At 32.2% G+C, this 13,472-nt stretch carries 12 protein-coding genes; 6 read left to right on the plus strand and 6 right to left on the minus strand.

The annotated features are described in order from the left end of the window. Positions 1 to 313: 313 nt before the first annotated feature. The 4 genes from DMA14_RS17975 to DMA14_RS17990 all read left to right on the plus strand — a co-directional run bounded on the left by DMA14_RS17975 (position 314) and on the right by DMA14_RS17990 (position 4,923). Complete coding sequence (locus DMA14_RS17975) at positions 314 to 2,785, plus strand: bifunctional UDP-N-acetylmuramoyl-tripeptide:D-alanyl-D-alanine ligase/alanine racemase (RefSeq protein WP_111425955.1); 2,472 nt, start codon at positions 314 to 316, stop codon at positions 2,783 to 2,785. A gap of 68 nt (positions 2,786 to 2,853) precedes the next feature. Next, complete coding sequence (mscL, locus tag DMA14_RS17980; protein ID WP_111425956.1) at positions 2,854 to 3,231, plus strand: large conductance mechanosensitive channel protein MscL; 378 nt, start codon at positions 2,854 to 2,856, stop codon at positions 3,229 to 3,231. A 175-nt stretch (positions 3,232 to 3,406) separates the two neighbouring features. Then, positions 3,407 to 4,396, plus strand: a complete 990-nt coding sequence (locus tag DMA14_RS17985; protein WP_111425957.1) for an aspartate-semialdehyde dehydrogenase — start codon at positions 3,407 to 3,409, stop codon at positions 4,394 to 4,396. A 161-nt stretch (positions 4,397 to 4,557) separates the two neighbouring features. Further along, positions 4,558 to 4,923 carry a hypothetical protein gene (locus tag DMA14_RS17990; protein WP_111425958.1) on the plus strand — a complete coding sequence of 122 codons (366 nt, stop codon included), beginning with the start codon at positions 4,558 to 4,560 and terminating at the stop codon, positions 4,921 to 4,923. Between the two features lie 158 nt (positions 4,924 to 5,081). Here the strand turns inward: DMA14_RS17990 and DMA14_RS17995 are convergent, their stop codons facing one another. Further along, positions 5,082 to 5,609, minus strand: a complete 528-nt coding sequence (locus DMA14_RS17995) for a hypothetical protein (protein WP_111425959.1) — start codon at positions 5,607 to 5,609, stop codon at positions 5,082 to 5,084. Positions 5,610 to 5,830: 221 nt separating this feature from the next. On the opposite strand from DMA14_RS17995, the gene DMA14_RS18000 reads away from it, so the two are divergent. Continuing rightward, on the plus strand, positions 5,831 to 6,370 hold the full coding sequence (locus tag DMA14_RS18000) for a DUF4303 domain-containing protein (RefSeq protein WP_111425960.1): 540 nt from the start codon (positions 5,831 to 5,833) through the stop codon (positions 6,368 to 6,370). Between the two features lie 21 nt (positions 6,371 to 6,391). On the opposite strand, the gene DMA14_RS18005 is transcribed toward DMA14_RS18000, so the two are convergent. The 4 genes from DMA14_RS18005 to DMA14_RS18020 all read right to left on the minus strand — a co-directional run bounded on the left by DMA14_RS18005 (position 6,392) and on the right by DMA14_RS18020 (position 8,912). Further along, complete coding sequence (locus DMA14_RS18005; protein WP_091490641.1) at positions 6,392 to 6,709, minus strand: 2Fe-2S iron-sulfur cluster-binding family protein; 318 nt, start codon at positions 6,707 to 6,709, stop codon at positions 6,392 to 6,394. A 58-nt stretch (positions 6,710 to 6,767) separates the two neighbouring features. Continuing rightward, entirely contained in the window at positions 6,768 to 7,247 is a 480-nt protein-coding gene (locus DMA14_RS18010; RefSeq protein ID WP_111425961.1) for a hypothetical protein, read from the minus strand. A gap of 214 nt (positions 7,248 to 7,461) precedes the next feature. After that, on the minus strand, positions 7,462 to 7,701 hold the full coding sequence (locus DMA14_RS18015; RefSeq protein ID WP_008466263.1) for a NifU family protein: 240 nt from the start codon (positions 7,699 to 7,701) through the stop codon (positions 7,462 to 7,464). Positions 7,702 to 7,784: 83 nt separating this feature from the next. Continuing rightward, complete coding sequence (locus DMA14_RS18020; protein WP_111425962.1) at positions 7,785 to 8,912, minus strand: Mrp/NBP35 family ATP-binding protein; 1,128 nt, start codon at positions 8,910 to 8,912, stop codon at positions 7,785 to 7,787. Between the two features lie 419 nt (positions 8,913 to 9,331). Here DMA14_RS18020 and DMA14_RS18025 point away from each other — a divergent pair, with 419 nt between their 5' ends. Continuing rightward, entirely contained in the window at positions 9,332 to 10,933 is a 1,602-nt protein-coding gene (locus DMA14_RS18025) for a L,D-transpeptidase family protein (RefSeq protein WP_111425963.1), read from the plus strand. Positions 10,934 to 10,999: 66 nt separating this feature from the next. On the opposite strand, the gene DMA14_RS18030 is transcribed toward DMA14_RS18025, so the two are convergent. Beyond that, a complete protein-coding gene (locus DMA14_RS18030; RefSeq protein WP_111425964.1) occupies positions 11,000 to 13,429 on the minus strand; it encodes an ABC transporter permease in 2,430 nt (809 codons plus the stop codon). Positions 13,430 to 13,472 lie beyond the last annotated feature (43 nt).

The raw sequence follows: 13,472 nt of genomic DNA on the forward strand, positions 1-13,472 counted from the left end.
ATTATAATTAGTGATACTTTTTTAATCAGGCAAGAAGTTTTTCACGCAGATTTAGCAGATCTCACAGATTTTTTTAAAATTAATTTGCGGAATGTTTGGCTGGTCTTTTAGAAATCAGTGATAATCTTTTAATCTGTGGCTAAAAATTTTCACGCAGATTTAGCAGATTATTTTAAAAAATTAATTCGTGTGAATTCGTGTAATTCGTGGCAAATCTACTTTTTCTACACTTTCATATAAATGGAATAATTAGTGAAAATTTAGGAGTTTCGTGGCAAACCTTTTTTTAAATTTGAAAAAAAGAAATTTCCAAATGAGCCTAAATTTAAAAAGCCTGGTTTCAGTACTTAATGCCAAATGGATTGGTACAAATGCAGATGTTTTAATCGATCATATTTCAATTGACAGCCGTTCGCTTCAAAACGGATCACAGACTTTATTTTTTGCTCTGGCCGGTGTAAATAACGACGCTCATTTGTTTATTCCAGATTTAATAGAAAACGGAGTTCGAAATTTTGTGGTTCAGTATATTCCAGATGGTTATATAGATAAGGCTAATTTTTTGGTTGTCGAGAACACGCTTCAGGCACTTCAAGAATTTGCTTCTTATTATAGAAATCTTTTCCATTTCCCAGTGATCGGATTAACAGGAAGTAATGGTAAAACGATTGTAAAAGAATGGCTTAATTTTTTATTGAGTCCTGATTATAATATTATTAGAAGTCCAAAAAGCTATAACTCTCAAGTTGGAGTTCCGCTTTCTGTAATTGGTATTAATGAAAAGCATAATTTAGGAATCTTCGAAGCTGGAATTTCGACAGTTAACGAAATGATTAAACTGGAGAAAATCATAAAACCTACAATAGGAGTGCTTACCAATATTGGAAGTGCACACGATGAAGGATTTTTAAATTTAGTACAGAAGATTGATGAAAAATTACTTTTGTTCAAAGATTGTCCGATAATTATCTATCAGAAAACAGAAGTTGTAGAATCATGCCTAACCCAGTTTGCGGCAGAATATATGATTCATCCTCGAAAGCTTTTTTCGTGGAGTTTTACAGATAAAAAAGCAGATGTTTTTATTGAAAAAAGAGAATATAAAAACGACCATACTTTTATTGAATATCATTATAAAAATGAAATTTTCAATTTAGAAATTCCGTTTAACGATTCGGCTTCTATAGAAAATGCGATTTCTTGTTTATTGGTTTTATTGCATTTTAATTATGATCAGGAAACTATTCAAAACCGAATTCAGATGCTGTATCCAGTTCGAATGCGTTTGGAGGTTAAGAACGGAATCAACAACTGCAGTATTATTGATGATAGTTACAGTTCCGATTTTCAATCGCTAAAAATTGCTTTGGATTTCTTAGAAAGCCAGAAGAAAAAAGGGGCTTCAAAAACCGTTATTTTATCAGATATTTTTCAAAGCGGATTTACCAATGAAGAATTGTATTCTAAAGTAGCCCAATTAATTTCAGACAATAAAATAAATCGTGTAATTGGTATTGGACCAACAATTTCTTCTTTTGCGGCTAAGTTTCCAAACAGCACTATGTTTGAGAACACAGCCAATTTTATTGCAGCAATAGATGATTTTAATTTTCATAATGAAACGATTTTGATAAAAGGAGCAAGATCTTTTGAGTTTGAAGAAATCGTTTCGCTTCTAGAAGAAAAAACGCATGAAACCATTCTAGAGATTAATCTAGATGCCATCAGCCATAATTTTAATTACTATAAATCAAAACTGGCAGCAAATGTCAAAATGATGGTTATGGTAAAAGCATTTGGCTACGGAAATGGAGGTTTGGAAATTGCTAAACTTTTAGAACATCATAAGGTTGATTATTTGGGTGTGGCTTTCGCCGATGAAGGAATTTCATTGAAAAATGGCGGAATAAAAGTCCCGATTATGGTGCTAAATCCAGAATCGACGAGTTTTCCATCTATGATTCAGTATCAGTTGGAACCTGAAATATATAGCTTAAAAGGATTAAATGCCTTTTTGAAAATTGCTCGAGAAAAGAACTTAAAAGATTATCCAATTCATATCAAAATGGATACAGGAATGCATCGCTTAGGTTTTGAAAACAATACGATTGATGAGCTGATTGCAACATTAAAAGGAAATTCGACAGTTCGTGTTCAAAGTATTTTATCGCATTTGGCAACAAGTGATGATCCGAAACATTTTGATTTTGTGAGACAACAGATTGCATTGTTCGAAAAGCTTTCTTCAAAACTGATGTCAGCATTAAATATTAATCCAATCCGACATACTTTAAATACTTCAGGAATCAGCAATTTTCCAGATGCGCAATACAGTATGGTACGTTTAGGAATTGGATTATATGGCGTTTCAAACGATCCTGCAGAACAGAAATATTTGGAAAATGTAGGAACTCTGAAATCCATAATTTCTCAAATTAGAACCATTCCTACTGGCGACAGCGTTGGTTACGGACGACGTTTTATGGCCGATAGAGAAACCAAAATAGCAACAATCCCGATTGGTTATGCAGACGGAATTTCGAGATTATGGGGAAATGAAGTAGGATATGTAACAATCAAAAACCAAAAGGCAAAAATCGTTGGCAGTGTTTGTATGGATATGCTGATGGTTAATGTCAGCCATATCGATTGTAAAGAAGGAGATTCGGTAATTATTTTCGGCGAAAGCCCTACTGTGATAGAGATGGCAGTAGCCTTAAAAACAATTCCGTATGAGATAATGACGAGTATTTCGCAGCGTGTTAAGAGGGTATTTTTTAGATAATATTAAGAATTTCCAATAAAATTGCGTATTTTCGATATTGCTTAATTATAAATATAAACAGATACGATATGGGATTTTTTTCAGAATTTAAGGAATTTGCAATGAAAGGCAACGTGGTTGACCTGGCTGTCGGGGTGATCATTGGAGCTGCTTTTGGTAAAATTGTCAGCTCATTTATTGAAGATGTAATTACGCCGTTGCTGTTGAAACCAGCTTTAGATGCTGCGCATTTATCGACTATTGAACAATTAACTGCTTTTGGAGGTGTAAAATACGGAGTATTTATATCGGCAGTAATTAACTTTGTAATTGTGGCTTTTGTTTTATTCCTAATAATTAAAGGAATGAACCATGCAAAAAAGAAAGATGTTGCACCACCGGCTCCAGCTGGACCAACTCAAGAAGAATTATTGACACAGATTAGAGATTTATTGAAAAATAAATAAAAATATAATACCGCTACACTAAGTCTAACTTAACCGCCTTCTAAAGAGGCGGTTTTTTTACAAAATGTTTATTTTATAACATTTTGTTATTTTTTGTGAATCACCTTGCCATAACTTTTATTATACTTACTTTTGCGATACAAATTAGATTAATTGATTATTTAAAAATATAAAAATGAGAATTGCAGTTGTAGGCGCTACTGGAATGGTAGGCGAAGTAATGCTTAAAGTATTAGCAGAAAGAAATTTTCCTGTTACAGAATTAATTCCTGTTGCATCAGAAAGATCAGTTGGAAAAGAAATTGAATACAAAGGAACGAAATATAAAGTAGTAGGATTACAAACAGCTGTTGATATGAAAGCTGATATTGCTGTTTTCTCTGCTGGAGGAGATACTTCATTAGAATGGGCTCCAAAATTTGCTGCTGCTGGAACAACTGTTATTGACAACTCATCTGCATGGAGAATGGATCCTACTAAAAAATTGGTAGTTCCAGAAATCAATGCTGATGTTTTAACTAAAGAAGATAAAATTATTGCAAATCCAAACTGTTCTACTATTCAAATGGTAATGACTTTGGCTCCTTTGCACAAAAAATACAACATTAAAAGAATCATTGTTTCTACTTACCAATCTATTACAGGAACTGGTGTAAAAGCGGTGAAACAATTAGAAAACGAGTACGCTGGAGTTCAAGGTGATATGGCTTACAAATATCCAATTCACAGAAATGCAATTCCACATTGTGATAGTTTTGAGGAAAACGGGTACACTAAAGAAGAAATGAAATTAGTTCGTGAAACTCAAAAAATCTTAGGAGATAACACTATCAGAGTTACAGCTACTGCAGTTCGTGTACCAGTTGTAGGCGGACACAGTGAAGCAGTGAACGTTGAGTTTACTAATGATTTTGATGTAAATGAAGTTCGCGAAATTCTACATCACACAGATGGCGTAACAGTACAAGATAATTTAGATACTTTTACTTACCCGATGCCATTATATGCAGAAGGTAAAAATGATGTTTTTGTTGGAAGAATCCGTCGTGACGAAAGCCAGCCAAATACATTAAATATGTGGATTGTTGCCGATAACTTAAGAAAAGGTGCTGCAACAAACACGATTCAAATCGCTGAATATTTAATTCAAGCTGGTTTGGTATAACTAGAGATTAAATAAAATTGTTATAAAGAGAAAACCGTAACTACAGCAATGTAATTACGGTTTTTTTGATTTTTGTAGATGGCTTATTTTGTTGGTTTTATGGCTTGTGAGGGTTATTGTAAATATATAATTCGGATAATTTTGACTTCAATTTATAGTTCATGGAGGAAGAAATTAAACCGATTCATTTGTTGGTAGGAAACATAGTAGCTGAGAGATATTTTGGACCAGATAAAGAGATAAAAAAAGGAACAAAACATTTTAGTGGAGGAACAAAGATTTATATAATTGATTGGTATCCTGGTATGTGTGAAACTATTGTTGCAGTAGGACTCAATAAAAGAACAAAAAGAATTATTTCAATTTGTATCAAAGTAAATTTAGTTGAGAACTTAAGAATAAAATCAGTTTATAATAAAAATATAATAAAAAAAGTAGAAGAGCGACATGGTCAAATTGATTCAGAATTTATACAAGAATTAGCAGAGACTATGTTAAAAAACATACCGTATTGGCAAAAGGTTTAAACAATTTTTCAAATGAATTTAGCATGAAAAATTCCAATTGTTTAATATTTAATTCAAGCTGGTTTGGTATAATAGAGACTAAATAAAATTGTTATAAAGAGAAAACCGTAACTACAACAATGTAATTACGGTTTTTTTGATAAAAGGAATAAAGTGATTTACTTCTTTTTCATTAATTCTTCTCCACAAGATTTTCCAATTTTCTGAACTAAATCTCCATTTTTAGGATCTTGTAAATCTGCTGGACTAAGATTTTGATCCTTTATCTTAGTAATAGCACAATCTGCAAGAAATGTAGCATTTGAGCTGTTTACGCCAGAATTTAAAAACATAGCTTTAAGCATAGTTTTACATTGAGATTCGGTTTGAGAGTCCCAAGTATTTTTTCCCGTTTTAGAGAATACTTCTTGTGCGCACTCTTTCCCCATTTGTTTTACTAATGCAATATTTTCTGGAGTTTCAGAGTCATTTGGTTTTAAATTTTTACTTTTTATTTTCTCTAGTACGCAATCAGCCACATGAGTTGCTTGTTCATCTGAAAATATTCCTTTTCCTTGAGATAATAAACCTTCTTTCATCTCTTTTTTAAAGTCAGCTTCTTTTTCTGGTGTCCATTCATTTTTGTTGCACGAGAATAATGTCAATGCTATTAATGCAATACAGATGTAATTTAGATTTTTTTTCATTTTAAAATATTTTTGATTAGCTACGGAATAAACAAACTGCTTATAATCCTCAATTTTTTGCAAAAATATTTGTAATAGATGCTTTAGATGACCACTAAAAGGTTTTTGAATAATAGAATAAGGTATTTTAAAATGAACTTAATATGATAGTTTAAAAGCTTTTAAAGGCTATCTCGATTCTTGTTTTTGGCGTAGTTTTGCGTAATTAATTTATATTAAAAATGGACAGAATTAAATTAAAGAAACAACTTATAGATTTTACTATACAAGGAGTAGCAGAGTTTTTAAAAAATAATTCAAGTCTTGAGTTTTATGCATTTGCTTATGACTGCAATGCTGAATACGCGGAAGTTAATTTATCTTTCAATACGATGGAAGATTTTAATGAAACTCTTAAGGATTATCAGAACGGAAGATTTTCTGAAAATTACAAGACAGATGAAGCGATTAAAAATCTAAAATACAATACAGGCGATTGGGAATATCTATGTTTTGATTCAATCAATGTTTTGACGGAAGAAGAGTTAAATAAGATCTATAATGATTTTCCAGATGACGATTATAAGTCGTGGAATATTTTTGTAGAAGAATTAATGGAATTATTCTGTGAATCTTTAATTGAATTTAGAAATTCAAAAGTTTATAGAAGTATTCCAAAAAGTAAAGATTTTATCTCTTTTTGTATAGATCATGATGAAGATTTTGAAGATGCAGAAAAAAGATTAGAAAGAGTAGAAAACAAAAAAAGCGAGAATCAATAAATTCTCGCTTTTCTATTATTTTTAGTATTCAGGAGCTAGTTCTAATTCCAGTCCTTCCAAGTCTTCAGTAATTGGAATCTGACAACCTAAACGGCTATTAGATTTAACATAAAAGGCTTCTGAAAGCATGGCTTCTTCATCGTCTCCCATTTCTGGTAATGCAACATCATTTAGAACATAACACTGGCAAGAAGCGCACATGGCCATTCCGCCACAGGTTCCTTCAACAGGAAGTTCGTATGCTTTGCATAACTCCATTATATTCATTGCCATATCAGTTGGAGCCTGTAATTCGTGTATAACTCCTTCTCGATCTTTAATCTTTATTAATACATCCATTTTAATTATTGGAATTTTGTGTAGAATTTGAAAAACGTGTTCAAATTCTCTATTAATTTTAACTTTTCTCTTTTAAGCTAAAAGCATATTCTTTTCGATTACCGTCTTTAAGGCGCATTTTTACACCAATAATATTACCTCCTTTTTCTAGTATGGTTACTAGAGAGATAACAGAATAATAATCTTTGTCGGCCTGGAAAATTAAAGTCCCTTCATAAGTAGAGTTTAAAATTCCTTGTTTGTCTGTCTGCGCACTAAGTTTTCGCGGATGCGAAAAATCGGCGGAGCTATAAGTTGCCTTATTTGAAAACTTTGCTTTTCCGTCACAAAGGTCATATAAGAAATCATAATTTCCAATTCTTAAAGCGCCTTCTTCGGTTTTACCATTTGTAGAAAAAATGATTTGTCCTGAATATTGGAAATCTGACCATTCTTCAGACTCATTTACCCAAGCTTTTTCAGCAAAAAGTGTTTGGCCCTGTTGTGCATTTACAGCGCTTACAAAAAATAATAAAAAAAGAGCGTAAAAGTTTCTCATAAGTTTAAGATTTAAGGGTTATGTTGACAAATTTAAGTTAAAAATGTAACAATTCCTTAACAGAAACTCTTAAAACTTTGCATTGTTTTTTATGAATGTGACAAAAAGCGTTCTTTTTTCAGCGTTATTTTGTTGTTTTCTCAATTAAATAATAAATCACTTATTATTCTTGTTAAACTGTGAAGGTTTAATTTTGAGAAAAAACGACGATCTGTTACATAACATTTACCACAGTTTCAATTTGTGGCGCATATTTTTTTATAGTGGTTTCAACACCTGCTTTAAGTGTCATCTGATTAACACTGCAACTAATGCAAGCTCCTTCTAAACGAACTTTTACATGTTTATCATCTTCAATAGAGATTAATGAAATATCTCCACCGTCAGATTTTAAGAATGGTCTTATCTCATCTAAGGCCAATAAAACATTGCTTGTTATTTCTTCTGTTGTCATAATATTAATGTGTCAATTAGAAAATGTGTCAATTAGAAAATTCTTTAAAATTATCTAATTGTCACATTATCTCAATTATCTAATTATTTTTTAACTGCAGAGCAACCTGCCATTGTTGTAATTTTGATGGCTTCTGTTGCTGGTAAACTTTCGTTTCTGTTTACGGTTTCTTGTACAACATTTCTAGTAATTCCTTCGAATACTTTTTCTATTGGAGACGCTGTCTGCAATGCTGCTGGACGACCATAATCTCCTGCTTCGCGAATAGATTGTACAATAGGAACTTCTCCTAAAAATGGAACGCCTAAATCTTCAGCAAGGTTTTTAGCGCCTTCTTGTCCAAAGATATAATATTTATTTTCAGGTAATTCTTCTGGTGTAAAGTACGCCATGTTCTCAATAATTCCTAAAACAGGAACATTGATGTTATCCTGCATAAACATCGCCACACCTTTTTTAGCATCAGCAAGCGCCACAGCTTGCGGAGTACTTACAACAACAGCTCCAGTAATAGGAAGCGATTGCATGATAGAAAGGTGAATATCTCCAGTTCCAGGAGGCAAGTCAAGAAGCATGAAATCTAATTCTCCCCAATCTGCATCAAAAATCATTTGGTTTAATGCTTTTGCAGCCATTGGTCCTCTCCAGATTACAGCTTGACTTGGTGCTGTAAAAAATCCGATTGAAAGCATTTTGATTTCGTAGCTTTCAATTGGTTTCATTTTTGATTTTCCGTCAACTGTTACCGAAATCGGTTTTTCGTTTTCAACGTCAAACATGATTGGCATAGATGGTCCGTAAATGTCAGCATCCAAAACACCAACTTTAAAGCCCATTTTGGCAAGTGTAACAGCTAAGTTTGCAGTTACAGTAGATTTTCCTACTCCTCCTTTACCAGAAGCAACTGCAATAATGTTTTTGATTCCAGGAATAGCACGGCCTTTAATTTCCGGTTTTTCTGGAGCTTCAACTTTAATGTTTACTTTTACTTTTGCATCAGGTGATATTAAATCATGAATTGTTTTTCTAATATCATCTTCAGCTCTTTTTTTGATGTGCATTGCAGGTGTATGCAACACAAGGTCTACAACAGCTTCATCTCCAAATGTAATAACATTGGTTACAGCGCCGCTTTCAACCATATTTTTTCCTTCTCCAGCAATAGTGATTGTCTCTAAGGCTTTTAGAATTTCTTTTCTATCTAGTTTCATTGTAATGGGCTATTTTTTTATTCTCCAAAATCAATCTTATAAGATTATATTTATTTAAACTGATTTCAGGGTGCAAAGATAACAGATTAAGTTCGGAAATTTAGCGTTTTTGAATTGTAATTATTGATATAGAGATTATTCAAAATTATTCAAAAGTGTTTTTTATTGAAAATCATAATCAAGAATGATTTGTCGATTTAAAGTTGAGAGAAAAGTTTTCCCAATACAAATGAATATTTTTTACATAAAGTTTTCTTTCAATTAAATAAAATTCTCACAAAACTTCGTTATATTTGATTGCCCAAATCGATGATTACCAGACATGAAAAAAATATGTGAAAACTAAGGTTTTTTGAGTAATTTTTTGGGTTTTCGGTATTTTTTTTAAAGTTATTTCTACCATTTAAAACTTTAAAAATATGCGAAATTTTACTTTTACTTTAATTATTATTACAATCAGTTTTTTTGCATTTTCATTCAATTCATTAAATAGCAATGCTAAAAATAAAACTGATTTAACGAATCGAAAAACAGTTGCGGTCATCACTCTTGATGCAGCTTCGATTAATTCCTTTTTTAAAAAATATCCTAAGCTTAAAAAATATCAAAAAGATGTTGAGGATATTTATAAAGCCAAACAATACAAATCTATTTGGTACGATGATAAAAGTATAACTGAATTTGGCTCATTATTGTATCAGAAAGTAAATGTTCTGAGAGATCAGGGAATTGAAGAGAAAATGCCTTACAAAGAACAAATTGATGAGGCTTTTAATGAGAGCGCTTCCAGTAAACCATCACAGCTTGATACCGAATTACTGCTGACGAGCATGTATGTATTTTATGCCAGCAATGTGTATTCTGGAGTTGATCCAGCAACATTGAAAAAAATAGGGTGGTACTTGCCTGCAAAATCTATTTCGTATACTCACATTCTAGATTCGTTAATGGTTGATTCTGATCGATTGGATAAAGATGATAATCTTTTATTCAGCCAATACTACAGATTGAAAGATGCGCTGAAAAAATATCGTAAAATAGAAACCGATAATCTATGGCAGAAAATTGCGATTGACAGTGCTACTTTTAAAGATTTGAGGCCAGACGATACTGCTATTGCCATAAAACAAATTAGAAATCGCTTATTTGTAGTAGGAGATTTAAAAAAAGATTCTGGAAGCGATATTTATGATGAAGAATTGATGGCGGGAGTTTTAAACTATAAAAAAAGATATAATCTAAAAATAAATTATGCTTTAACAAGAGATGTTATTAATCAGATGAATGAGCCAATTGGTAAGAGAATTAGAACCATTATGCTGAATATGGAAAGATGCAGATGGATTCCGACCAAATTGGCCAAAGCAGACGAATATGTTATGGTTAATATTCCTTCGTTCAGGCTGTTTTATGTCAAGGATGGAAAGTATGATCTTGTTTCGGATATTTTTGTTGGTAACAGGCTAAGCGAGACTGTAATCTTTAGCGGAAGTATGGATCGAATCGTATTTAGTCCGTATTGGTATGTGCCAACAAGTATTATTCAAAATGAATTAAAACTCCAGATCGCTAATGATAAGAACTATTTGGAGGAGCACAATATGGAATGGAACGGAGGGAAAGTGCGACAAAAACCAGGACCTAAAAATTCTTTGGGATTAGTAAAATTTATGTTCCCGAATCCAAACGATATTTACATGCATGATACACCTGCAAAAAGTTTGTTCGAATTTGAAAAACGTACTTTTAGCCATGGCTGCATAAATGTAAAAGAAGCCAAACAGCTTGCATTGCATATTTTGAAAGATGATCCAGACTGGCCAGCAGACAAAATTGAGAGTGCTATGAACGGCGGAAAAGAAACGACTTGTATGCTTAAACGCAAAATTCCGGTTTATATAGGTTATTTTACCTGCTGGGTTCAGGATAATGGAGAAGTTAATTTTTTCCCAGATGTATACGATCGAGACCAAAATCTGGACAAGCTGATTTATAACGATGCCGTAACGATGAAAGATTAAAAAATAAAAGCCCGACGGATTTTACTGAAATCTGTCGGGCTTCTTTAAAAAAAATGGTCTACAAGCTTATTCGTATTTTAAATATTTTAAAACATCTATTTTGGTTACCTGAAACGCTTTTGTTAAAACAATTACTAAAGTTAAAATCAAAAGAGAAATCAAGGCAATTACAAAAGGAACAGATGATATTCCAATTCTAAAAGCGAAATCTTCAAGCCATTTCTGTAATAATATATAAGCAGGAACAATCCCGATTGCAAATCCTATAAGACAGAAAACAATATATTGTTTCGATAATTCTTTTAAGAGTATATCTGTTTCGGCTCCTAAAGTTTTTCGAATGGCGATTTCTTTCAGTCTTCTCTCCATCGAAAATGATGCCAAAGCGAATAATCCAAATATAGCAATTATGATTACGACTAAATTTAGGATGAAAAACAGGTTTTTTTGTTTCACTTGCTGCTCATAAGTCTTTGCAAATCCTTTGTTAACAAATTCGTAATCAAACGGATAGTCTGGGTTTACATTTTTCTCCCAATATAATTTCAATTTATCTAACGTTTCTGTTAAATTATTTGGAGAAACCTTAACAAGCACACTACCAAAGTTATTCCATTTTAAAGTTTTAAGATTTATAAAAACCATTGGTGGAACTTTATTTTGTAATCCGGTTAAATTGAAATCTTTCACTACTCCAACAATTTTAAACTTTAAATTGTCACCATTGTTGATGCTCCATCCCGAAGTTACAACGGTATTAATCGGATCTTTCAAGTTTAACATTTTAACCAACGTTTCATTCATAAGCATACCGCTTATAGTATCTGAAGCGTATTGAGGAGATAAATCGCGACCTTTAACTATTTTTATTTTCATCATATCTAGGAAACCAAAATCCATTTCAATGTTTTTTGGCTGTACGAAAATCCCATTGTGCTTAAATCCTGAACTTGAACCTGAATTACCTCCAAAAGCTCCTGCAAATGTAGTAACATCAACAACCCCTGGAATTTTTTTAATTTCTTGTTTTGAAACTAAATAATCATCAGTTCTTTTGAGTCTGTCTACAGTATTATAAGGAATAGAAATGACTTGATCGCCACTAAAGCCTAAATCTTTCTCCATCATATATTTTACCTGAGAATTAACAATTAGCGCTCCAATGATGAAAAATGCTGCAATTCCGAATTGAAAAATAAGCATCGAATTACGAATCCAGATACCACTTTTGCTGCGAGAGAAATTGCCTTTTAAAACTTTTAGAGTTTCAAAGTTTGAGATATAAATGGCAGGGAAAATACCCGCAAGAACAATAACTAATCCAAAAATAAAAATGAGCTGCAGGTAGAATTCACTGCCATTCATAGTCAGTGTTTTGTTTAAAAAATTGTTGTAATACGGTAATGAAAGTTCTACAATTGCCAAAGCAAACAAAATAGATAATGTTACAATTATTGCGGTTTCAAAAATAAACTGAATAATAATCTGGTTTTTTGAAGCACCTACAATTTTGCGTACTCCAACTTCCTTTGCACGTTTTATGGCCGATGCTGTTGCTAGGTTGATATAGTTCACCAATGATAAAACTAAAATCAAAACAGACAAGCCCGACATGATATAAAGCAATTTTAAATTTCCTACACCCTCAGGATAATTTTGCCCAGCAGAACTTTTGGTTCCGTAAAGGCGAGACGTTTTCAATTGATCTAAAATGACTTTTATTTCACCATTTTCTTTTACGTATTGAGCTACAGTCATGCCGCTTTCTTTGGCATCTTTTACAGTTCTATTTACAAAATAAACATTTTGCATTTTCTTTAAAACAGTAGAAACATCTGCATTTTTCTTTGTTTTAATAAGCAAACCATAATTAAAATTCCCCCAAGCGTCTAGGTCGCCTTCTCTCTTTACATCACTAAAAACAAAAGATGGTTCTATAGATGACGGTTTACTAATGCGATATACCGATTTTATGGTATAGTTTTTATTTCCATAAGAAATAGATTTCCCAATGGGATCTTCATTTTTAAAGATTAATAATGCCTGCTCTTCAGAAATTGCAACACTATTTTTTTCTTTTAGAATATTGCTTTTGGCGCCTTTAATAATTTCAAAAGGGAAAAAATCAAAGAAATTTTCATCACTAGAAAGGATGTCTTTTGTCATCAGTTTTTGATCCTGATATTTGATTATGTCTTCATCGTACCAAGTATGAAAGAAGCACACATTTTCTATCTCAGGAATAGAAGCCTTACAAGTCTCGCCAAACGGAATAGAATTGGAGCCCCATGTGTCTCCATTGCTAAGTCTATTAAGGACCATATAAGTATTCTCCTTTTCAGGATTCCATTGATCATAAGAATGCTCATTGTTCCAATACAAAATGGCAAAGATCACGCCCGCAATCCCGATGCTTAATCCTAAAACATTTAAAAACGAAAACAGTTTGCTTTGCTTTAAATGATATATAAATATTTTAAACCAGTTAAAAATCATTTTGAGGTATATTTTTTATAGTTGATATGGTTGTTTTTGGTAA

Origin of the sequence: Flavobacterium sharifuzzamanii (genome assembly GCF_003254585.1) — a bacterium.
Taxonomy (GTDB): domain Bacteria; phylum Bacteroidota; class Bacteroidia; order Flavobacteriales; family Flavobacteriaceae; genus Flavobacterium; species Flavobacterium sharifuzzamanii.